The sequence below is a fragment of the Arthrobacter sp. 05T423 genome (genome assembly GCF_056396245.1).
The window spans coordinates 31,178-53,500 of sequence record NZ_JBFTLC010000035.1 but is presented as its reverse complement, the minus strand read 5'-3'; the positions used below and the strand labels follow the sequence as shown (position 1 = coordinate 53,500).

The window sequence follows — 22,323 nt, the reverse complement described above, 5'->3', positions numbered from 1 at the left end:
TGGCGCTGATGGCGCCGACGTACCGGCAAGTCTGGAAGATCCCGGCGGCCACTCCCCTGTCCTCGGGGGCGGCGGAGATGTACAGCCCCTGGTTGGAGGCGATGCTCACCGACCCGTACGGCACACCCATCAGGGCGGTCAGCACCAGCACCAGCGGAACGAAGAACGACGCCGTCAGGAGCCAGAGTGCCGCTGCCGCTATCGCCAAAAGTACGACGCCGGCCAGTAGCACCCGCCGGACGCCGTAGTTGTCGATCGCTTTCACGGCGAGCGGGGTGACGACCACCGACATGGCCGCCAGCGGCAGCATCAGCACTCCCACCAGGCCCGGGTTGTATCCGGCCGCCTCCTGCAGCAGCTGCGGGAGGCCGAAGAACGCGAAGTAGTAGACCCCGCTGAACACCGTGAAGCCCAAATACACCAGCAGCAGCGGCCGGTTCCTGCCAAGCAGCCGCAGGTCCAGGAACGGCCGGTCGAAGCGCAGTTCCCGCCATGCGAACAGCACCGCCAGCACCATGGCTCCCCCCAGCAGCCACCAGCGGTAGCCGGGCAGCGCGTTCAGCAGCCCCATGAGCAGCAGCACCAGGCTGCCGACGAACGCGAGGATGCCCGGGATGTCAGAGTCTCGCAGCAGGGTGGCAATGCTGCCCTGCTCCCGCCGTTCATCCGCGGGAGCCACCTTCCGCACGATGAGCAGGGCGGCCAATGCGAGCGGCACGTTGATCAGGAACAGCGCCTGCCATCCGACGAGGCTCACCAGCAGCCCGCCGACCACGGGGCCCACCGCCGCCCCGGAGGTGTTTGCCATTTGAATGCGACCGAGTGGTCTCGTTGACGTCGTGTCGGCCAGCTTGGCCAGTGCGCCGACCATGACGACGGCACTTGGGTACGCCGTCGCCGTCCCCAGCGCCATGAGCGCACGGGCTACGCAGACCCACACAAAGTTGGGCGAGAAAGGCGCCAGCGCGCACGACACCGCCACCAGCGCCATGCCGAGCATGAAGAGTTTCCGCGGCCCGAACCGGTCCGCCAGCCGTCCCATGAGGGGCTGGCCCGCTGCCGAAGTGATGTAGAAGGCTGTGATCACCCAGGTGACCGTGGCGACGTCGAGCCTAAAGTCCTCGCGCAGCACCACCAAGGCGACGGCGATCATGGAGGAGTTCAACGGGTTCAGCGCCGTGCCCAAGCTGAGGCCAGCCACGGCGAGGCCGGTGCGGTGGCGGGTTTGGTTGCCGGTGCGGGGAGAGTTGCTCACGGCAACAGTCTTCCGCACAGAGCCGACTCACCGCCAAACGAGTGAGGACTGAGCTCTCGCGAGTATGAGTCGAAGCTGCGGGCCCTATGACTGGAACAGGACCTGCGGTAACCCGGAGTACTTGCGATTGCGCTCTACCGAGGCTGCTCGTCCCTCCCCTGCCCGGTTCCCGCTGCCGGTCCCCTGCGCGGTCTTACGATCTGGGCGGATCATTGCGAGGGCAGCCATGCTTTGATGGACAGTATGCATGAATTTGAGGCGTATCTGGACCTGGAGCTCGCCAACGCGCCCAAGGAGCTCTCTAACGAACTCTTCCATTACACAAGTTCGGACGCAGCCATCTTGGGCATCCTCAGCACCGGGAAATTAAGGCTGTCACCCTTCGATTCGACCAATGACCTATGGGAATCACGCCCGCTCTACCCAAACATCGAGGCCCGCCACGACGAGGAGAGCCTGGATGTCGGACCAAAACTCTGGGATGCGATCGACCGGAATATCAGGCTCCACGCCAAGGTCACCTGCCTGACGCAAGATTGGGAACTTCCGGAGGGGCCCATGAGTCGAGAAGCTTTTCGGGGCTGGGCACATCTTTCTCTTTGGGCCCACTACGGCGGCGCCCACACCGGAGTCTGCCTTAGGTTCGACCGCGAAAAGCTGATCCAGGCTTTCTTGAATTCTTCGGGCGAATCCGCCCTCCACCGTTTCCACGGCCCCGTTATATATCGGACAGCAACCTTGGGAGCAGGGCCATACGGCATCGACCTCGGCCAGGTTAGGGAGTTTGGGGTTGATGCTGTAGCAACGGCATATGCAGAAGCACAGAAGGACAATCTGTTCTTCAGAAAGCATCGTGACTGGGAAAATGAAGCTGAGTATCGGCTAGTTCTACTGGATCAGTCCGTTCTCCCCAGTTACTTCGACATCCGTGAGGCGTTGACAGGAGTACTTTTGGGGGATGCTTTCCCACCTGGACGGATGCCAGCCCTAATGGCTGCCCTCAAGGGCTATCCCAGCGTGGAAATCTTCCAGCTGCAATTTCACAATCGCATCCTCAACTGTTTTCCCTACATGCCACCCGAACCAGAAGCGGGCGGCCACGAGGCAACCTGGGCACTCCCGGTACGGGCCGGCTCCCTTGCCGCGCGGCTGAATGCCCTGCACGTTGCCGAGGCCTCCGCCGCCAAGGCAAAGGAGGAAGCTGGCATCCGCTGTGCAGAGCTGCTTCGCTCCATTCAGATCGGCGTTGAGGCCATCGCTGCGGCCACACGCACGTGGGCGGAGTCGATAGTCAGGGTGCACCCAAGCACGACGGCAGTCCCAGCAGCCATGCGGTCCAGGGCGCCAGGCGTTTCCGGTGAGCGGATTCACTGGGAGGGGGGCTTCAGCTGTCTCGTGGAGCACGTCTCGTCCTCCTTGGGTGCTTCTTTGACAGCATCAATGGCAATACAGGCCTTGGACGATGAGCAAATCCGCGCCCACACCGTAGTCACGACCGAGAATCACTCCGCCAACGGCCAATCACTGACTGAGCACGCACGCATCTGTTTAACCGCAGACATAGCCCAGGCCCCTTCAATGATTTCATCCATGCTCAAGACTCTGAGTGAGGAGGTGCCCAAAGTACGGAACGGATTCGACAAGCTGCAAGGCGAGGTACCAGCGGCGGACGGCTCATGAGTGGGTGCTGCTACACCGAACGATACAACGGCGACCTCCGCCACCCAGAGCCGCCCGGACACGTCTTTCCCTTCCGGGTAAGCCAGGGGATCTCCAGGAGGTGACGTGGCGGCCAGAGTTGCATTTGGCCAAACGACCGTCTTGCTTTCACTGGTCGTAGGGCACGCCGGATACATTCGAAGCGGCAGTGTGACCTTCCTCCTACCCCAGCCGCCGCTGCCGGAACATAGGAAACTGCTCCCGCACCCGCGCCACGGTAGACAGAGAAACCTCCACCGCCCGCACCCCAGGCTCCAGCCCAAGGTCTGCCTCAACGTACCCCATCGGATCCACCAGCAGGCTTCGGCCCACGGACACCGGCGGCGCCTGGCAGACGCCGGCCACGTACACGCTGTTCTCGATCGCCCGCGCAGCATTCAAAGAAAGCCACTGCTCCGTCTTGTGGGTGCCCGGCACCCACGACGAGCAGACCAGCAGCACCTGCGCTCCGGCGTCGGCCAGGGACCTGGCCAGTTCCGGGAACCGCAGGTCGTAGCAGGTCATGAGGCCGAACCACGCTCCCCCGGACTCGAACACCACGGGCTCTGTGGACGGTCCCGGCTTGATGTACGTCGACTCCCCGAAGCCTTGCGCGTCGAACAGGTGGATCTTCCGGTACACGGCAAGCCGTGCACCGGAAGGCCCGAACGCCACCAGCGTGTTGTACGCCCGGTCCTCCTCGTCGGACGCCTCCACCACGCCCGCCACCAGCGCGATCCCGTGGCGGGCCGCGGTGGCGGAGAGTTCCCGGCAAACGGGGCCGTCCAGCGGCTCGGCCGCCGCCGGGAAGGAGGCATCCACGATCTTCTTCTCGTACGTGGCGTACTCCGGGAAGGCCACCAGCGTGGCGCCGTCGCCGGCAGCGGACGCGGCGAACCGGTCGATCGCGGCCAGGTTCGCCACGACGTCCGTGCCGGACTCCAGCTGCCCGAGGGCTATTCTCACACCGGTTCCTTCCGTCCCGTAAGCATGCAGTACAAGAGGGCCGCTACGCGGCGGCCTCCACGGCGGCCTCCACGGTGGCCTTCTCCGTCGTCGTCATCTCCGGCGGCGAGGCGCGGAAGCCGCGGGTGATCAGCGCCAGGACCACGATGCCGAGCGCCAGCCACGACAGTCCCAGCGTAATGGCGTTGCTGTCCAGCTGGGAGAGCAGGTAGGCGCAGACGATGGCGCCCACCGCCGGGACCGCCACGTAGGAGACGGCATTCAGCTGCTCCCCCGCACGGCGCCGGCGCACATAGTGGAACACCACGGAGACGTTGACCAGCGTGAAGGCGGTGAAGGCACCGAAGTTGATGAACGACGTCGACGTCGCCACGTCCAGGAAGATCGCGATCAGCCCGACGATGCCGGTGATCACCAGGTTCACCACGGGCGTGTGGAACTTCTCGTGCAGCCGCCCGAAGATTGCCTTCGGCAGCACCGAGTCCCGGCCCATGGCGTAGATCAGGCGGGAGGCACTCGCCTGCGCGGCGAGGCCGGAGGCAAACTGCGCCACCACCAGCCCGGCGAGGAAGACCGCGCCGAAGACCTGCCCGCCGATCTGCAGCGCGATGGCGCTGGCCGCTGATGCCGAGTCGTCGAACACGCCGCCCGGGTGCACCAGCTGGGTGACGTAGGAGACGGCCACGAAGATGCCGCCGCCGATCAGCGCGATGAGCATGATGGCGCGGGGCACGTTGCGGCGCGGGTCCACGGTTTCCTCGGTGAGGGTGGTTACGGCGTCGAACCCCAGGAACGAGTACGCCGCGATGGCCGCGCCGGCGGAGATGGTGGCGAAGCTGGACGTGCCGTTGAAGAACGGCTCCGTGCTCACCAGGCCGCCCGCGCCGGAGGCGGACACCACGTTGCCGATGGCCAGCACCACGAAGAACACGATCACCAGGAGCTGGAACGCCATCAGCACGTAGTTCGCCTTGTCCGCCACCTTGATGCCCAGGATGTTCAGGACCGTGGTGATCAAGATGAAGCCGACAATCCACAGCCACTTGGGCATGGCCGGGAACTGCGCGCTCAGGTAGGAGGCGCCGATCAGCCAGATCACCATGGGCAGGAACAGGTAGTCCAGCAGGATCGCCCAGCCCACCAGGAAGCCCACCCGCGGGTCGATGGACTTTCGCACGTACGTGTAGGCGGAGCCGGCCACCGGGTAGGCGACCGCCATCCGGCCGTAGCTGTGGGCCGTGAACAGCATGGCCACCATCGCCAGGAGGTAGGCCGACGGCGCCGCCCCGCCCGTGGTCTCGGCGATGAGGCCGAAGATGGCCAGGACGATCAGCGGGGTCAGGTACGCCAGGCCGAACAGCACCAGCGACGGCAGCTTCAGCGTGCGGGTCAGAGTTGTAGTCAAGGGTGGTTCCTTAGGAAGTGAAGGACTGGGGCGTCCAGGTCACCGGATTGATCCGGCCCTGGTAGACGGGCAGTTCGACGGCGGCCTCGCCGTCCCGGAACTGGGACCAGGGCCGGTTGAGGTTCTCGGTCCCGTGGGTGCGGACGTGCTCGACGGCGGCCAGGTCCAGGTCCGCTGTCAGCAGCACCGGGGCGTCATTCCCGGCTTCGGCGATGGTGTTGCCCTCGGGGTCGACGATGATGCTCTTTCCCTGGCCGGTGGGGCCGGCGCAGTTGACGCTGACCATGAACACCTGGTTGACGATGGCGTTTGCCTTGGCCAGCACCAGTTCCTGCCGCCGGTCCGGGGTGGTGGTCTTGACGACGTTGAGGATGACCTCGGCGCCCATCCAGGCGAGCTGTCGGGAAGCCTCCGGGTACCAGGCGTCGTAACAGATGTTCAGGCCCACCCTGCCGATCCCGGCCAGGTCCACGGTGGTGAACCTGTCGCCGGGGTCGTAGGGCTCGAACGGGCGCCAGGGGAAGATCTTCCGGTAGTAGCCGGCCAGCTCCCCCTCCGGCGATAGGACCAGCTGCGTGTTGAACAGCTGGCCTTCCGGGCCGCGCTCGCAGACGCTGCCGGGAACCAGCCAGATGCCCAGGTCCGAGGCGAGCTCTTTTAGCCCTTTGATGCGGGGCCCGTCCAGCGGTTCGGCGGAGTCCTGCAGCGCCTCGGTGCGCTGCAGGTCCGGGTTCCCGTCGCCGAACAGGTGGAGCTCCGGGAAGACCACCAGTCTGCTGTCCGGCTTGGTCTTGAGGGCAGCCGCGACCTCGTCCGCGAAGACCGAAACGGGTTCGCCGATGAGCCGCGGCCGCGCCTGGGCAGCGACGAGGGGAAGGATGCGAGGCATGGGTTGTCTCTCGTGTTGGGATGTGATCTGCACTATATTAGATCAGAATGATCCAATTATGGGAAGGGGCTGAGGATGGGCCGTAAAGTAGCGGATATGACCCGTCAGTTGGAGGACGCCGCCGGCGCCTCCCCCGCCTCTGCCAGCGGTGACTCGCGCACTGATGCTTCCCGCATTGGTGCCGGAGCGCTGGCCGGCATCGACCGCCGGAGCGCCATCGACGCCGTGCGTCTGCGTATCGGCATGGCGATTTCGCTGGGGCTGCTGAAGCCCGGCGAGCGCCTGCCGGACCAGGAGGACGTGGCGCTGGGCCTGTCCGTCAGCCCGATCACCGCCCGCCGGGCGCTGGCGAGCCTGGCGGACCAAGGCGTGGTGGTCCGCCGCCGCGGCCGAGCCGGCGGGACCTTCGTTGCGGACCAGCCGCCGCGTCAGGTGCTGGCCGAACTGACAGCATCGCCGGCCGAATCGCAGGCGGTGAACCGGCTGGTGGACCGGCGGCTGCTCTTCGAATGCGCGGTGACCCATTACGCGGCTGCCAACGCGACGGCGGAGCAGCTCGACGAACTCGAGCGGCTGACCAGGGACATGGCCGAGTCCACCGACTGGTCCGCGTACCACCAGGCTGACGAGCAGTTCCACCAACTGGTGGGAACAGCATCCTGCCTGGGGACCGCCGTCGGGGTTTATCACGAGACGCTGGCCGAGCTTTATGCCTACTTCATCCCCTACCCCATCGAGCTGCTGCACAAATCCAACTGCGACCACGTCGAGCTAGTGGCGGCCCTGCGCGCAGGCGACGGGCACACCGCCGTCGAAATCTCCCGCAAGCACGTGGACATTTTGCACCGGACGATGTTCATGGGGCTGACGGAAGGCGGAGGCACCTCGGAATCCGCTTGATGCATGCGGCAACGAGCCTGGGCACCCTCCGGCAGCACGCCTAGTCAGAATGCGTAAAAGCAAGATAATGTATTCCTTGTCAAAGGATGCACATTCCTCCTGCCCGGCAAAGCCGCCGCCAGGGATGGGACTGCACCACCTCCCGGCGCGCCGCCGCCGCGAAAGGAACCATCATGAACTACGCAAGCTTCGTATCCGCAGACGGCTCCCCTACCTGGGGCATCATTGCTGAGGGACGGGCGTACGATCTTGGCCCCAGCGGGGCCGACCTTGCCCGCACGCTCCGTGCCGCCGTCGAGCAGGGCATCTTCGGCACAGTCGGCGAAGAATACAGGAGTGCCCCCTCCCGTGCGGAAGCGGACATCGACTTCCTCCCCGCCGTCACCGATCCGGGCAAGATCATCTGCATCGGCGTGAACTACCGCAGCCACCAGGAAGAATCCGGCAAGACGGAGCAGAAGGCCCCCACCATCTTCACCCGCTTCGCCGATTCCCAGATGGGCCACCTGCAGCCGGCCCAAATGCCTGCCACTACCACCAAGTTCGACTACGAAGGCGAAATGGCCCTGGTCATCGGCAAGGAGGCGTTCCACGTGGCCGAAGACGACGCCTATGACTACGTTGCCGGCTACGCCGCCTACAACGATCTCAGCGTCCGTGACTGGCAGCTTGCCGCCTCGCAGTGGATCCCCGGCAAAAACTTTCCCGGCACCGGCGGCTTCGGCCCCTACCTCGTGCCCGCCACCGACCTGGGCGACGTCAACGGGCTCACCCTGAAAACCCGCGTCAACGGCGACATCCGCCAGAAGGCCTCCGTGGCCGACCTGTACTTCACCATTCCGCAGCTGATCGCCTACGTCACCGGCTTCACCAAGCTCTCCCCGGGCGACGTGATCGTCACCGGCACCCCCGGCGGCGTGGGCCTGTTCATGGAGCCGTCCGGCCTGCTCTCCGAAGGGGACGTCGTCGAGGTGGAAATCACCGGCCTAGGCACCCTGAAAAATACGGTGGAGCTGGTCTCTTGACCGGGACCCTGTTCCCGCCGCCCCGACTGCACTCATCCTAGGAACGGAACTTTGATAGGCATGGACAAAATCATCGAGACCGATGTACTGGTCATCGGGGCAGGCCCGATCGGCCTGGCTGCGGCCAACCTGCTGGCGGACCAGGGCGTCAACGTGATGCTCGTTGAACGCCATGCCGGTACAAGCGACGAACCACGGGCCATCAGCGCCACGGACGAGACGCTGCGCGTCATGCAGCAGATCGGCATTCTGGACAGGCTGGCGCCGGAGATGCTCATGGATACCGGCGCCCGCTACTTCGGCCGGAAGGAACAGCTGCTGGCGGAGGTTTACCCGGCGAGCCCGAGGCTGGGTCAGCCCGGCAAGTCGCAGTTCGACCAGCCCGTGATGGAATCACTCCTCCTTGAAGCCGCCCGCGCCCGTCCGCTGATCGACGTCCGCTTCAGCACTGAAGCGTTCCGCATCACGGACGGGCCCGGGCATGCCGACACGGTGCTGATCGACGACGACGGCAAACACACCGTCCGCTCCAAATGGGTGGTGGCGTGCGACGGCGGCCGCAGCCCGGTCCGCTCCCAGCTCGGCATCCCGATGGAAGGTTCCACCCAGACCCAGAAGTGGATCGTGGTGGACATCATCAACACCCCTGGTGATCCGGAGCGGTTCTCCGAGTTCCACTGCAACGGGACGCGTCCCGTGGTGGTGGTCCCCGGAGTCCACGGCCGCCGCCGCTACGAGTTCATGCTCCTCCCCGGTGAGGACGCCGCGGCAGTGACGTCCCCGGACGCCATCATCAAGCTCATCGCGCCGTTCCAGACGATTAGTGCCGCGGACATCCGCCGCGCGGCGGTCTACGTGGCCCACCAGCGCGTGGCCCTGAACTACCGCGTGGGGCACGTCCTCCTCGCCGGGGACGCCGCCCACATGATGCCTCCGTTCGCCGGGCAGGCCCTCAACGCCGGCATCCGCGACGTCGCCAACCTTGCCTGGAAGGTCGCCGCAAACATCCAGGGCACCGGCACCGAGGCCCTGATGGACACCTACCAGTCGGAGCGCCGTCCGCACGCTGTGGACATGGTGCGCCTCTCGCACCGGATCGGCAACGTGGTGATGAACGTCAACCCAGCGCTGACCGCCATCCGTGACGCCGTCATAACCGCATCCGGCATCATTCCCGCCGCCAAGGGCTGGCTCGCCGGCATGAAGTTCCTCAAGCAGCCGCACTTCACCGACGGCTGCGTGGCGGACCTGGGCAGTTCAGTTTCCAGGTGGGCAGCCGCGCTGGTGGGCCGTTCCCTTTCCCAGCCACAGGTCACGCTGTCCACCGGCGACGCCGTCCCGCTGGACACCGTCCTGGGTACGGGCTGGGCACTGCTGCGCTTCCCCTACGATCGCCGCGCACCCCTTGAGGTCCGGCGGCTGGGCACCGTGGAAACCGACGACGACGGCGCGCACCTCGTGCTGACAGACGTCACGGCCGTCATGGACACCAGCGGCGCGTTCGCGGCTGTCGCGGGCAGCGGCACAACCCTCGTGGTGCGGCCCGACCGCTATGTCGCAGCGGCCGCCACCCCCGACACCGAGCAGGCGGCGTTTGAAGCGCTGGCCGCCTACGTGCCGCAGCTGGCCCGCCTCCGATACGCCGCAGCTGGAGTGCCGGCTATACGCTGACAGACCACGGGGAAGGAGCGGGGAGGCCAAGCGGCCTCCCCGCTCTTTTTGTTGTCCGCATGCCCAACTAAGCAGCAGCTCAGGGCGGTCCCAGCGCTGAGAACGCCCTGAACTGCTACTGAGTTGGGAAAGGCGCGAACGACGGCGGGGCCGCACCCGCCGGGATCGGAATCCCTGGGTGCGGCCCCGCCGTCACGGTGGCTCTGCTGGTTAGACTTCGCCGCCGTGGCGTTCAATCACGTCGCTGGCCAGCTGCTTGCCGAAGGACGTGTGCAGGCGGAGGGCCTCAGCTGCCCGCGCGTGGTCATGTTCCTTCAGCGCCGCGGTTAGCTCGACAATGTGGCCATGGTCCATCTTCCGGGCCCACTCTTCGCTGTTGAGGGCCTCGCGCCAGACCGTGCCGATTCCGAGCCTGCGGAAGGCGTCGGTGAGCTGGGCAGAACCCGCCACGCTCACCAGGCGGTTGTGGTACTTCGCGTTGGTCTTCAGGAATTTGTCCAGCGCTTCTTTCCCGCCCTGGCGCAGCAGGGCCAGCTCGTCGGTAAGCCGGCTCAGTTCCGCTATGTCCTCGTCCGTGAATTTCTCGAAGTGGCTCGCGAGGACGCCGAGTTCGATGGTGAGGCGGCCGTCGTAAACACTGTCCGTCAGCTCACGGGTGATGGGCGCGGACAGGAATTCACCCCTGTCCCCCCGGGTAACGAGGGATTCGGCCGTCAATTTAACCAGCGCATTGTGCACGTTGTGGGGATCGGACTTGGATTCGGCAGCAATCTCAACCGGGTCCAGTGCCTGGTGCAGGGGAGTGCGGCGGCCCAGCACCCAGTCACGAACGGCGTCGTACGCGGCCAGCTCCTTGACCCTTTCGAGTCGTCCAAAGGCGCCGCGGAAGTACGCCAGCGGCTCGCCTGCACGGGCCTTGGCGTCCGTGACCTGGCCAAGGAATACAGTGTGCGTGCCGCCGGTAGGGGTTTCCGCAACCCTGCACACGATGGTGGCCAGGGCGCCGTCCAGCATGGGGACTCCCTCGGCTGACATGGTGACCGAGACGCCGTCGAACTTGTCTCCGCCCTTGCGTCCGAACTTCATGGCGAGATCGCTCTGGTCCTCGGCCAGGATGTTGATGCCGAACACACCGGCCTTCAGCACGGCGTCGTGCGTGGAGCTGGAGCGGTTCAGGCAGGCGAGCATCATGGGGGGTTCCATGGACAGCGACGACACGGCCGACGCCGTCGTTCCGTAAAGCTCACCGTCCCCGACGGTGGTGATCACCGTGACGCCGCTGGCGAAATGGCCAACCACGTGACGGAAGGCAGCGGGATCGACGGTGATCTCCGCGGCGGCAACGCCCTGTTGTGTATTCATGTGATCCTCCTGGGTTTATTTCTGAAAGTGGGGTGTGAAGAGCTTGATGAGAGGTGCCAGGCTGTCCAGCTCCTCAAGGTGCTGAACGAGCCGGACAGCTTCCTCCGCATTCCTGCGCGGGGTCCTGCCGCCGAACTCGGCGTTGGCGTAGTACTTGTCCAAAATTTCAGCTTCGCTCATCGGGCTGGCGTAGATATCGCCCTTGGGCACGTCCGTCCGCGTCCTGAGCACGGATCCATCCCGAAGCCGCAACTCCACCTCGGAGGTCAGTGATTCCGCCGGCGGCAGCGAAGCAACCAGCCGGATCTTGTCCAGCAGCCGCTGCAGGCGCGGATCCTGCATATGCTCCAGCGTGAGGTGTTCCGGCCGAACGGTCCGGTACATCAGGGCCGTGGCAGCGGTGAAACGGATGCTGAAGGCGCCTGAAACCTCCGGGCACTCCCCGATCACGAAGGGCTGGCCCACGAAACCCTTCAGGGTCCGCGGGGTCACGTGGATGAGGATCTCCTCGATCTCATCTTCGTTGAGCATGTTCTCGGTGGCCAACCGCACGCAGGCGTCCAGTGAGGGGTGGCTCGCCCGGCATGAGGACCACGGCTTGATCACACAGTCTGCATAGAAGGCCTGGCCCAGCCGCCGTGTCACCCTCCCGGGTGCCGGTGAGGAGCAGTACATGTCGAGGAATCCGTGCGGACCGGCGATGGCGTCCGCCGGCCCGCTGAACCCGATCTGCGCCAGCTCCGCGGACACGATGGAATTACGGGCCGCGAAGGCGATGGGCAGTTTGAACGCGAGGGTCTGGTCGAAGATGTTGGCCACCGTCCCGGACAGCTGGTTCACGGCGAGTCCCAGCGCGTTCCGGACCTGGTCCGCGTCGAGGCCCATCAGTTTGGCAGCGACGGCGGTCCCTCCGAGTCCGTTAACGGTGCCTGTGTTGTCCTGGCCGCCGTATACGTCAAAGCCCGACGCCGCGGCGAGGCGCGAGGTGAGGTCGTCCCCCAGGATCAGTGCGGTGAGCAGGTCCCGGCCCGAGGAGCGCTGCTGCTCGGCGACGGCCAGGGCCACCGGAACGGTGGTCCCGCTGATGTGGGCGGCGGACTGCGTCTGGTCCTCGTACTCCGCACCAATCGGCTCGAAATCGTAGGACCGCATCATGACCGCGTTGACCATTGCCGCATTGTGGGCCGGCAGTCGGATGCCGTGAACCAACACCCGGGATTCCGGGGCTCCGCCCCAGCGGCGTGCTAGGTCCAGGAGGGCGTCGTTGCCCTGGGCGCGGTGGCCCGCGGCGATGTTGCCGAGCGCATCGATGATCCGGATCTTGGCCCGGGCCACGGTACCGGCGTCAAAGGCCTCGAAGCTGGTGTCAGCGACATGCCGGGCCACAGTGCCCGTCATTTTTTCCAAGCCGTCCTCTAGGCCAGCGGCCTCTGATATCTGCGCCGTCATTGCGGAACCTAACCCCGCGCCCCGACGGCGATCCGGTCGCTGGCGGATGCAGCAAGGACGCTGTCCGACGCAGCAGAGGGGGCCTCCGGCACAGCGGGGATACCGTCAATTTCCGCGAACATGGCCTGGTAAGCGCCGGTCTCCCCGGCAGCCTGGGCCTTGCGGTGGTCCAGGGCACGGGCGCGGCCGATGCTGCCAAGGTAGAAACGTTCGTAGAGCTCGATCCGACCGCCCAATGCCGAGCCGGCGAAGTCCCAGGCGGTGCGCATGATGCGGGCACGTTCCTGGGCGCTGATCCCGTTGGCCCCGGGCAGGTACTTCTTCAGCAGCGGGCCCAGGCGCGGATCGTTGAAGGCACCGCCTGTGGGGGTTGCCAGCAGATTGTGCGAGCCCATGGACTTGATGATCTCGTTGATCCGGATCATCCAGCCGGGCATGATGGCCCGGAGGGAGCTGATGTCGTCGTGGCAGAAGAACGCTCCGCCGCCCCAGTCCGAGGCCCGCAGTTCCGCTGAGTGGATGGCTGCGCGGGTGAGGCGCAGGTAGGTGTAGATTTCACCGAGCATCGCGCCGACGTCGGGCTTGTTTTCGGTGCCGGTCACTTTGGCGATCTGCGTGCAGAGGTCGTAGGCGAACTCCAGCTTCACGGCGGCGCGGATGGCAGTCTGCTGCTGGGTGTTGCCCGAAGCGGTGCCGGCGTTGATGGAGTTGTAGACGTCCAGGTTGCCGTCGATGAACACGCGGTCCCAGGGCACCAGCACGTCGTCGAAGATGATGACGGCGTCCTGCTCGTCGAAGCGCGCGGAGAACGGCTTGTCCGCAACCTCGGCGTCCACGCCGTAGTGGTCCCTGCAAATGGCAACGACGCCAGGGGTGGCCACCGGGATGGCAAAGGAAATGGCGTACTCCTCGTACCCTTTTTGTATGGGCACCGCGGGGTAGACGTACAGCTCGTCGGCGATCGGGCCGAGGGTGGCGAGCATCTTCGCTCCCTTGACGATCAGGCCCTGCTCGGTCCGCTCCACTACACGCAGGGTGAGTTCCTCGTTCATGCCCTGGAGCTCGCCGACGTTCTTGTCGATCGCGGCGTGCACGATTGTGTGGGTCAGCGCGAGATCCTTTTCAATCACTTCGCGCTGGTATGCCGCCAGCCGCTGGTGGTACACCGGATCCCCGGAGCGGTCGAAGATGTCCTTGCGGGACACGTGGCCGGCCAGGACCACGTTGACGTAGTCCGGTGTGCGGCCCAGCATGCCGTTGGAGTACCGGGCCAGCCGGTCGAAGGCGCGGTGGCGGCGGGCGATGTCCTCCTCGTTCCTGGGGAGCGAGTGGCTCACGTTCATGGCCTCGCCGGTCTCCGGATGGGTGGTCAGGCAGTCCGCCCCGTACTTGTGCTGGTAGTCGAAGTAGCCGGCCATGCCTTCGACCGAACCCTTGAAGGCCGGGTGCTCAAGAACGGAGATACGCTCCGATCCCAGCCACACCTCGCGGCCGTCCTCCAGGCCCCGCTTGTACTCTGCTCCGGTGCGTGCAGTCACTGTGATCTCCTTCTCAGCCTGATCCAGCGCTTGGCCGGTCGGGTACATTTTGAACTGAAAATATATTCTTATTCGATTTTATATAACTTGGCCGACTTTGACAATGGTTTGCCTAGTCCGGCGGCCCGGTCCCGTACGGCGCGGCGGCCGGGATGGCTGCGGCTAGCGCCGCGCGTGGAATTCCGGCTCGGGGGTGCCCGGCGCTACCCCGCCGGCGGTCACGGCGTGCAGCTGCGGATGATCCGCAGTGAACAGGGCCAGCCGTTCGCCGCTTGCGGTTTGTGCGCGCCCCTTGGCCACAAAGCTGAGGAGCAGCGGCCGCAGCTGGTTGGAGACAGCATCAAAGTTGTCCTCCCTAAAGCCGCGGAGCATCGGAGCGTCCTGCCAGTCCTCCCTGTTTCCAAAGAGGAACGGGAGTTCAAAGCAGTGCGGGCTGCCAGCCCCGTCAAGCCTGCTGGGAACCGAGAACCGGAGCAGCGTCGATGCCACTCCGGCGGTGTTGGCCAGGCCGGCCAGTTCGGTCGCGGCAAGGTGGAACTGGTGCAGGCTCATGGCCTCCTCGAGTTTTGCGTGGGGCGTTGCGGCAGGCAGCCGCGAATCCAGGAAATTCAGGACTTCACCGGCTTCCTCGAAGTGGGCAGCCACGAAGCCCGCCACCTGCTCCGGGCCCACTGCCGCTACCGGCACAGCGTGCAGGAAGGCGGCCGCCTCGTTGTCCGTACTGCTCAGCAGCAAAGACTCCACATGCAGGGACGAGGCAGCGCGGCGGAAGTCCATGGCCCAATCCGGCACCAGCTCGCCATCCGCAGCCGGCACCAGGCCGAGACCGCGTCCCGCGTATGCCTTGCCGACTGCTGCCTGGGCTTCAAGGATGGCCGGGATGGGCGCGGTAGCCAGGGACCCGCCGTCGAGCGCGTCCTCAAGGAAACCGTTGAACAATTCCCGGCGCTCCTCATAGTCGGCAGCGCTCAGCGGCGGCTGCCAGGGCAGGCTGAACAGCGCTGTCCGGCAAAACAGTCCCCTGGCAGCAGGCGTAAGGCTCAGAACGTAGGCATACCAGGCCCCGGCGGAATGGCCGGCGAGGGTGACGGCGGTGGGGTTTCCGCCGAATGCGGTGATGTTGTCCGAAATCCACGTGAGCGCCTGCAGGATGTCCTGCACCCCGAGGTTGAGCGGCGCCCCGGATCCACCCAGCAGCGCCACCGCGCCCAGCCGGTAACTGACGGTGACCACCACGGCGTTGCCCTCGGCGGCTAGCCGGGCGCCGTCGTACCAGCCGACGTTCCCGGCGCCGCTGATGAAGGCTCCGCCGGGGAGGAAAACGAGGACCGGCAGGTCCCTGGCGCCCTCGGGCGTCCAGATGTCCAGCAGGAAGGAGTCCTCGTCCTGTGGGATGCGGGACAGCGCCGGGCCCATGAGCCAGTCCAGGGATCCTGGTAACTGCGGAAACACCGTGGTGCTGGCCTGCGCATGCCCGGGTGAGGGATCGCCCAGCGGCGAGAACCGATCTGCGGCATCCAGCCGCTCACCGTACCGGACTCCGGGAACATGGACGACGCCGTCGGCTGCCTTTCCGAAGTAAGCCGCAGCCTCGGTGGCGAAGACCGGCGGGCCGGCAATGACGTTGGCGCTCATGCGAGCCGGTTGTAGTCGTGGAGGTTCACGGCGCGTGTGATCTTCCAAAAGTCCACCACACGGAACGGCCAGATCTGCGAGACGCGGCCGAACCTGTTTTTGTACCAGGTTTGCACCGAGGGATGGCCCCAGGCCTTGGTGGCGCTGGCGGCATCCAGCTTTTCGATGAACCCGTCCAGTACCTCCTGCTTGAGGTCAAGGCCCTTCAGGTCGTTCTCCAGGATGATCCGGATGGCCTCGAGGATGTACTCGACGCCGTATTCGATCATGGAGTACAGGCTGCCGTTGACCACATGGCCCGTGTTGGGGCCCGTGACCATGAACAGGTTGGGGAAGTTGGGAACGGTGATGCCGGCGAAGGCCTTGGCGTCGCCGCCCCAGTACTCGTGCAGGTCCAGGCCCTGGCGGCCGGTGATCTGGAGCGGCTCGAGGAATTCGGATGCCTGGAAGCCTGTGGCGTAGACGATGATGTCCACCTCGTGGAGCACGCCGTCCTTGGTGACGATGCCCTCGGGCACCATGCGCTCCAGCCCCTCGGTGACCAGCGTTGTTTGCGATTTCTTGAGCGATTCCGCCCACACGCCGTTGTCCCGGAGCATCCGCTTGCCGCCCACGATGTAGTTGGGCGTGACCTTGGCCAGCAGGTCGGGGCGATCCTGGTACTGCCTGGCCAGCAGTTCCGTCAGTTCGCGGCGCACTTTCTCGTTCACGGCAGAGACGCTGCCTGGCTTGTTCCATCCCGGCTCGGCAACGGCAGTGTGTTGGCGCCCCTCCACTCCCAACCAGTGCTGCCAGAACCGCAGCCACTGGCCGTAGTGCGGAAGCTTGCGGACCAGCCACTGGACCGAATCCGGCATGTCGTCGTAGTAGCCCTTGGTGGGGAGCATCCAGGGCGAGCTGCGCTGGAATACCGTCAGCGCGGACACCTGGTCCACGATGGCCGGAACAATCTGGTACGCGCTGGCACCGGTTCCGATCACCGCGACCCGCTTGCCCGTCACGTCCACGCCGTTGTCCCATTCCGCCGAGTGCATCTGGATGCCGGCAAAGGATTCACGGCCGGCAACGTCCGGATACTTCGGCCGGTCAAGCTGCCCGACGGCAGTAATGACGGCATTGAACCGGCGGGTGACCGGGCGGCCGCCGGCGTCGATGGTGTCAACGTTCCACAGGCCCGTGGCTTCGTCATAGTCCGCGGACGTGACCTCGGTGTTGAATTCGATGTTTTCCAGGATGCCGCCCCGTTCGGCCACCTGGCGGGTGTATTCGTAGATTTCGGGGCCCTGGGAGAACTGCTGGGGCCAGTCATCCCGCTGGGCGAAGGAGAAGCTGTAGGCATAGTTGGGAGTGTCCAGCCGCACGCCGGGGTAAGTGTTTTTCCACCAGGTGCCGCCCACAGTGTGGCCCTTCTCGAACACCGTGTAGGGCACGCCGGCCTGCTTCAGGCGGTAAGCCGCCGCCATGCCGGAGACACCCGAGCCAATGACGGCGACGCTGAAGTCGCGGCCGACGGCGATGTCACGGAAGTTCCACTTTGGCTTGCCGCCCTGGCCCTCAACCAGGGCCATGTCATGCATGAGCATCGGATGGTACTCGGGGTTGGCTGCATTCGTGATCCAGGTGAGAAGGTTCCGCGCCTGCGCCTCGGTGAGTGTGCCCACGCCGGTCAGGTTCTCATCCCGGACGCGTTTCAGGGCCGCAAATGCCAGGTCCCGCGCCCGTCCCTGCTGTTCGGGGTCCATGCCGCCGTGGGGCAGTCCCGTGATATCAGCCGGGTGCTGCGCCGGGCGAAGGTCTTCGCGCAGGAGTGAGAAGTCACGCGTGACGGTGGCGAGGGCCACCATCAGTGCCGGAAGGTCTGAGTGCTCCACCACACTGCGGAGGAAGGCGTCGTCTTCGGTGATGCCCTCGTACTTCTCGCGCCAGTAGAGGTCATCCACTACCGCCTCCCCTGGGGCCTGGACTGCTTCGGTGCTGGAGTTGGTCAAGGCGGTTCTCCTCGTTAATTGCGGGATCTGCAGGGACCGACGTGATCCGGGTCTCTCCTGCTGGCTTAGTCCATTCTAATAGCGATTTTGCATAAGTCAACCAAGAAAATATTCTTTGCTAGCGGGTACTATTATGCATATGGCGAAAAGTACCGATTCTGAGACGCTGAGCAAGCACATCAGGGATTCCATGCGCAACGACATCCTGTCCGGCCGGTGGGCTCCCGGGGAGAAGTTGCAGCTGGCGGCGCTCTCGAAGCACTACCAGACCAGCAGCACAGTGATCCGCGAGGCCCTCACCCGACTGGTGGGCGACCGCCTGGTGCTCCTGAAGCCAAACCGGGGCTTCTTCGTGCCCACGCTCTCGCTGGCGGAACTCAAGGACATTAACGAGCTTCGCTGCAGGTCCGAGGAATTCGGAATCGGGCTGGCCATTGAGCGTGGCGACCTCGCATGGGAATCCGACCTCATCGCAGCCCACCACACCCTGGAGCGGACCCCTTACCGGGACACCGCCGACGCCCAGTTGACCGAGGCGTGGAACCACGCCCACCAGGCGTTCCATGCCAAGCTCTTGGAAGCCTGCGGGGTGCCTGTCCTGATCGACCTTTGTTCAACCCTGTCCGATCTCTCCCAGCTGTACGGCCGCTGGGCCGGCAACGCCACCCGTGGCACCAAGCGGGACATCGCCAGGGAGCACCGGAACATCCTCAACGCCGCCTTGGAACGGGATGCGAAGGGCGCCTCGCGCCTGATCCGGGAACACTACGAGATAACACTCAACGCCATACTCAAGTCCGGCATTGACGGCAGCTCGGCGCAGGACGGAAAGGCGCCTGCCAAGGTCTGACCGCCAGGGACGCAGAAGCCCTACGGGAACCTCCCAGAGGATCCCGTAGGGCTTCTTTTCGAGCTACCGGATCAGCGGAACAGGCGGTAGCAGAGCAACAGCCGGATCAGTGGCTGCGGAGGCGGTGCAGAATGCGTGCCCGAGCCTCGGCAAAGCGCGGATCGGCCTTCGTTTCCACCTGGTCGCGGTGGTCGCCGAAACCCGTCTCAATCACATCCACCACCGTGGCCGGCTTTTCGGCGAGAACGATGACCTTGTCCGCGAGGTACAGGGCCTCGTCGATGTCGTGGGTCACCAGGATGACGGTCACGCCCAGGTTGGACTGAAGATCGATCACTAGGTCCTCGAGGTCGAACCTGGTTTGGGCGTCCACGGAGGCAAAGGGCTCGTCCATGAGCAGGACTTTGGCGTTGTAGGCCAGCGCCCTGGCGATCGCAACACGCTGCTGCATTCCGCCGGACATCTCCCAGGGATATTTGTGGCCCTGCCCGCCCAGTCCCACGGCGGCGAGATTTTTCTCGGCCGCCTCGTTTCTCTCCTTCTTGCCGACTCCCCGCCCCTGGAGCGGGAACGCCACGTTTTCGAGAGTGGTCATCCATGGCATCAGGGACCGGCTGTAGTCCTGGAACACCACGGCGAGATCCCGGTGCGGGCCACTGATTGCCTCCCCGCCCACGCTCACCGTGCCGCTCCTGGGCCTGATCAGACCGGACAGCACCCGCAGCAAGGTTGTTTTGCCGACGCCGGAGGGCCCGACGATAGAAACGAACTCGCCATCGTTTACGTCGAGGTTGAGGTTGTCGAGGATCTTGTTTTCGGACTCACCAAAGCCGTAACTCATCGTCAGTCCTTGGACCTGGAGCAGTGGCGCCGTCGCTACCTTTTGCTGCTCGGGTGCTGCCTGAACGGCCATGGTGGCTCCTTCTTTCGGGTGTTGAATCGTGGGTGTCATTTGGCGCCCGACTTGAAGTACCAGCTCAGGATCCTGCGTTCGAAGACGACAAACAGAAGCGAGAGGATATAGCCGATGACGCCGACCAGCAGTGCGCCCGCCCAGGTTTCCGGCACCTGGAAGGTAGCGGAGGAATTGAGGATGTAGAAGCCCAAGCCCTTGTTGGCGGCAAACAGTTCGCTGACCACCATGACGGTGATGCCGATGGGCAGGGCGACGCGAATGCCGGCAACAATCTGCGGGAGGGCGGCCGGGAGGACCACCCGGCGGAAATGCAGCCCCGCCGGGATGCGGTAGACCTTGGAGAACTTGCGGATGGTGGGCTCCACGCCCAGGACGCCGTCGATGGTGTTCAGCAGCACGGGCCACATGCAGGCGAAAGCGATGGTGTATATCTTGGGGCCCTGCCCGATACCGAACGCGCCGATGATCAATGGCACCAGCGCCGCCTGCGGCACCGAACGGAAGAAGTGGATGACAGGGTCAACGATCTCCCGCAGCCGCCTGGTCTCACCGAGAACCAGCCCGCCAGCGATGCCGACCACCACAGCCAGCAGAAGCCCCGCGCCCAAGTTGGTCAGGCTGTAGCTTGCCCCGGATCCGATGACTCCGTTGGACAGGTCCCGCCGCAGGCTGAGCAGGATGTCCTCAAGGGACGGTATGAAAATGTTGGTGCTGTTGGCCGACGCGATCCACCAGATGGCAAAGACGACGGCGATCAGCCAGGTCCGCTGCAGAACGTTCAGGAGTACCTTCGCGAAGCGGCTGCGTTCGCGAAACCCGCCGAACTGCCGTGCGCTCCCTCTTTTTGGTGAATTCGTGCCCGGCGTGTCCTTCGGACGCGTGCGGAGTGCTGTATCAGTCATTGGCTTGCCTGTTCCACTTGAGGATCTTGCCTTCAGCCTGGTTCAGGAGGCCGGCGATGCCCCAGCCCACCAGGCCTGCGAAGAAGAGGTAGGCGAAAGCCTGGTCCCATCGCTGCGCCTGCTGGGCAAGGGTGATTTGCCGTCCGATGCCCGGTGCCTGGCTGAGCACTTCGACACCCACCGACACCAGGATGGCAATCGAGGCGGAGATTCGGATACCCGTCGAAATGAACGGAGTGGCACTCGGCAGAACGACTCGGCGGAACCAGAGCAGTCGGGGAATCTGGAAAGTCCGCGCGGTGTCCACTACCGATGCGTCCATTCGCCTTGCGCCGTAAATTGTCTGCACCAGCACCGGCCAGAGGCAGGAAAGCGAAACGACGAAGATTTCCATCTGCGCGGTGGCACCCAACAGCATGATGACAACCGGCATCAACGCCAGGACCGGGAAGGACCGGCCGAAGTCGACGAGGGTGGATGTGGAGCGGTCGAGCATAGGGACGGAGCCAACCACCAGGCCCAGCACCGTGCCCACAGTCACGGCAACCACCCAGCCACTGACGGCGGCCGTCATTGTCTGCGCAAGTGAAGTCCAGAAAAGCGCGGAGGTGAAAGCATTGGCGATGGCCGTGACTATTGCGGGCACTCCGGGAGTCATGGAGGGCAGCGATCCGCTCCAAATAACCAGTTGCCACACCACCAGGAGCCCGGCAACGGCCAACAGCCGCTGGCCGGTCAGCCCCACATCGAACGCTCGTATTTGTGTCTTCATCTTCGTCTCTCAGTCAGCGTCTCGTGGCCTGCGCGGCCGCTATTTCGCAAAGCGGGGGGCGCCGCTCCAGAGCATGCCCTCCGCCGTCAGCGGGTCCTTGACGAATCCGAGCTCCTCCATGGCGTCGATGCCTGCCTGGCCTGAGGTGAGGTTGATGGAGGTGTTTACCGGAACATACGCCTTGGGGTTGATCTTCGCGGCATCCACCTGCTTGACGCGCGCTGAGATAGCCACGATGGAGGCGGAGTTGGCCGGGTCCGAGTAGAACTTGGCCGCCTTTTCCATGGCCTCATTGAACTTCTTGGCGGTGCCCGGGTTGCTCTTGAGCCACGGCTCGGTTGCGGCCCACACGGTGACCGGCATGTTGCCTTGGAATTCGCGGACCGGGCTGGCAATGCTCTTGAACCCTGCATCGACGAGCTGGTGGTAGTAGCTGTCCGCCACGAACGCCGCATCCACCGTGCCCTGCTCGAGGGCGGCCTGCATCCCGGCGTACGGTACCGCCACCTCCGTGATGGATTTCGGCTCGATGCCTGCCGCCCTTGCGGCCTGCAGCATCGGGATGTCTCCCCCTGTGTTGACGCCGTTGACGGCAACGTTCTTGCCCTTCAGGTCCGCCACCGTCTTGATGGGGCTGTTCTTGGGGATGACGATGCCGGAATTATCGGCTTTCGGATCAACCACGCCGTTCCCGGAGACTACCCTGACCGGCATGCCCTTGGCGGTGGCGCTGGTCATGACACCCCACGACGCCGTGGTGATGTCCGCCTGCCCGCTGACCGTTTGTGCCAGGTTGGCGGAGGGATCCGCGCCGGGGACAATCTCAACGTTCAGGCCGACTTCCTTGAAGTAGCCCTGCTCCTCAGCGACGTAGGCCGTTTCGAAGTGGATGGGGGCCACCACCACCTTGATGGCGGACTTGCCACCGGACTCACCGCCGGCGGCCGCTTCGCTGGGCGACCCGCAGGCGGCCAGCGACAGCAGGGCTAGTCCGGCAACAACCGGCACCAGGGTTTGCGTGAAGCGGGAATAAAACGTGGGCTTTTCCATCCAGAATCTCCTCATTGAGAATGCATAATGTTCTAAAAATATATCTACTATA

The 22,323-nt window shown here is 64.9% G+C and carries 18 protein-coding genes; 5 read left to right on the top strand and 13 right to left on the bottom strand.

Annotation, left to right across the window (positions count from 1 at the left end):
• On the bottom strand, window positions 1-1,255 hold a 1,255-nt coding region (locus AC1DFE_RS20330; RefSeq protein WP_476907673.1), incomplete at its 3' end, for an MFS transporter.
• A gap of 243 nt (window positions 1,256-1,498) precedes the next feature.
• Here AC1DFE_RS20330 and AC1DFE_RS20325 point away from each other — a divergent pair.
• Window positions 1,499-2,935: a DUF2971 domain-containing protein gene (locus AC1DFE_RS20325; protein ID WP_476907672.1), complete on the top strand. Its 1,437-nt coding sequence runs from the start codon at window positions 1,499-1,501 to the stop codon at window positions 2,933-2,935.
• 201 nt (window positions 2,936-3,136) lie between these two features.
• Here AC1DFE_RS20325 and AC1DFE_RS20320 read toward each other — a convergent pair whose 3' ends face one another.
• The 3 genes from AC1DFE_RS20320 to AC1DFE_RS20310 are packed head-to-tail and all read right to left on the bottom strand — an operon-like array spanning window position 3,137 to window position 6,213.
• Window positions 3,137-3,919 (bottom strand): carbon-nitrogen hydrolase family protein, encoded by a 783-nt coding sequence (locus AC1DFE_RS20320; RefSeq protein WP_476907671.1) that lies wholly within the window; start codon window positions 3,917-3,919, stop codon window positions 3,137-3,139.
• A gap of 43 nt (window positions 3,920-3,962) precedes the next feature.
• Window positions 3,963-5,324 carry an APC family permease gene (locus AC1DFE_RS20315; protein ID WP_476907670.1) on the bottom strand — a complete coding sequence of 454 codons (1,362 nt, stop codon included), beginning with the start codon at window positions 5,322-5,324 and terminating at the stop codon, window positions 3,963-3,965.
• A 10-nt stretch (window positions 5,325-5,334) separates the two neighbouring features.
• Window positions 5,335-6,213, bottom strand: coding sequence for a carbon-nitrogen hydrolase family protein (locus tag AC1DFE_RS20310; protein WP_476907669.1), 879 nt, complete (start codon window positions 6,211-6,213; stop codon window positions 5,335-5,337).
• A gap of 96 nt (window positions 6,214-6,309) precedes the next feature.
• Here AC1DFE_RS20310 and AC1DFE_RS20305 point away from each other — a divergent pair, with 96 nt between their 5' ends.
• The 3 genes from AC1DFE_RS20305 to AC1DFE_RS20295 all read left to right on the top strand — a co-directional run bounded on the left by AC1DFE_RS20305 (window position 6,310) and on the right by AC1DFE_RS20295 (window position 9,809).
• Window positions 6,310-7,113: a FadR/GntR family transcriptional regulator gene (locus tag AC1DFE_RS20305; RefSeq protein ID WP_476907668.1), complete on the top strand. Its 804-nt coding sequence runs from the start codon at window positions 6,310-6,312 to the stop codon at window positions 7,111-7,113.
• 173 nt (window positions 7,114-7,286) lie between these two features.
• Window positions 7,287-8,138: a fumarylacetoacetate hydrolase family protein gene (locus AC1DFE_RS20300; protein WP_476907667.1), complete on the top strand. Its 852-nt coding sequence runs from the start codon at window positions 7,287-7,289 to the stop codon at window positions 8,136-8,138.
• A 60-nt stretch (window positions 8,139-8,198) separates the two neighbouring features.
• Window positions 8,199-9,809, top strand: coding sequence for an FAD-dependent monooxygenase (locus tag AC1DFE_RS20295; protein ID WP_476907666.1), 1,611 nt, complete (start codon window positions 8,199-8,201; stop codon window positions 9,807-9,809).
• A gap of 210 nt (window positions 9,810-10,019) precedes the next feature.
• On the opposite strand, the gene AC1DFE_RS20290 is transcribed toward AC1DFE_RS20295, so the two are convergent.
• The 5 genes from AC1DFE_RS20290 to AC1DFE_RS20270 form a co-directional block, all read right to left on the bottom strand.
• Complete coding sequence (locus tag AC1DFE_RS20290; RefSeq protein ID WP_476907665.1) at window positions 10,020-11,171, bottom strand: flavin reductase; 1,152 nt, start codon at window positions 11,169-11,171, stop codon at window positions 10,020-10,022.
• Window positions 11,172-11,186: 15 nt separating this feature from the next.
• The gene (locus AC1DFE_RS20285) at window positions 11,187-12,569 is read right to left on the bottom strand and encodes an MmgE/PrpD family protein (RefSeq protein WP_476907664.1); all 1,383 of its coding nucleotides are present in this window, start codon (window positions 12,567-12,569) and stop codon (window positions 11,187-11,189) included.
• 59 nt (window positions 12,570-12,628) lie between these two features.
• Window positions 12,629-14,158, bottom strand: a complete 1,530-nt coding sequence (locus tag AC1DFE_RS20280) for a 4-hydroxyphenylacetate 3-hydroxylase N-terminal domain-containing protein (protein WP_476907663.1) — start codon at window positions 14,156-14,158, stop codon at window positions 12,629-12,631.
• A 162-nt stretch (window positions 14,159-14,320) separates the two neighbouring features.
• Window positions 14,321-15,793, bottom strand: a complete 1,473-nt coding sequence (locus tag AC1DFE_RS20275; protein ID WP_476907662.1) for a carboxylesterase family protein — start codon at window positions 15,791-15,793, stop codon at window positions 14,321-14,323.
• Window positions 15,790-17,781, bottom strand: coding sequence for a flavin-containing monooxygenase (locus AC1DFE_RS20270; protein ID WP_476907661.1), 1,992 nt, complete (start codon window positions 17,779-17,781; stop codon window positions 15,790-15,792). Before AC1DFE_RS20270 ends, AC1DFE_RS20275 begins: the two co-directional genes overlap by 4 nt.
• Before the next feature lie 139 nt (window positions 17,782-17,920).
• On the opposite strand from AC1DFE_RS20270, the gene AC1DFE_RS20265 reads away from it, so the two are divergent.
• Window positions 17,921-18,631: a GntR family transcriptional regulator gene (locus AC1DFE_RS20265; RefSeq protein WP_476907660.1), complete on the top strand. Its 711-nt coding sequence runs from the start codon at window positions 17,921-17,923 to the stop codon at window positions 18,629-18,631.
• 106 nt (window positions 18,632-18,737) lie between these two features.
• Here the strand turns inward: AC1DFE_RS20265 and AC1DFE_RS20260 are convergent, their stop codons facing one another.
• The 4 genes from AC1DFE_RS20260 to AC1DFE_RS20245 are packed head-to-tail and all read right to left on the bottom strand — an operon-like array spanning window position 18,738 to window position 22,271.
• Complete coding sequence (locus AC1DFE_RS20260) at window positions 18,738-19,544, bottom strand: ABC transporter ATP-binding protein (protein ID WP_476907659.1); 807 nt, start codon at window positions 19,542-19,544, stop codon at window positions 18,738-18,740.
• Between the two features lie 35 nt (window positions 19,545-19,579).
• A complete protein-coding gene (locus tag AC1DFE_RS20255; protein ID WP_476907658.1) occupies window positions 19,580-20,449 on the bottom strand; it encodes an ABC transporter permease in 870 nt (289 codons plus the stop codon).
• A complete protein-coding gene (locus tag AC1DFE_RS20250) occupies window positions 20,442-21,221 on the bottom strand; it encodes an ABC transporter permease (protein ID WP_476907657.1) in 780 nt (259 codons plus the stop codon). The genes AC1DFE_RS20255 and AC1DFE_RS20250 overlap by 8 nt, the downstream gene beginning before the upstream one ends.
• A 39-nt stretch (window positions 21,222-21,260) precedes the next feature.
• Window positions 21,261-22,271 carry an ABC transporter substrate-binding protein gene (locus AC1DFE_RS20245; protein WP_476907656.1) on the bottom strand — a complete coding sequence of 337 codons (1,011 nt, stop codon included), beginning with the start codon at window positions 22,269-22,271 and terminating at the stop codon, window positions 21,261-21,263.
• Window positions 22,272-22,323: the final 52 nt, after the last annotated feature.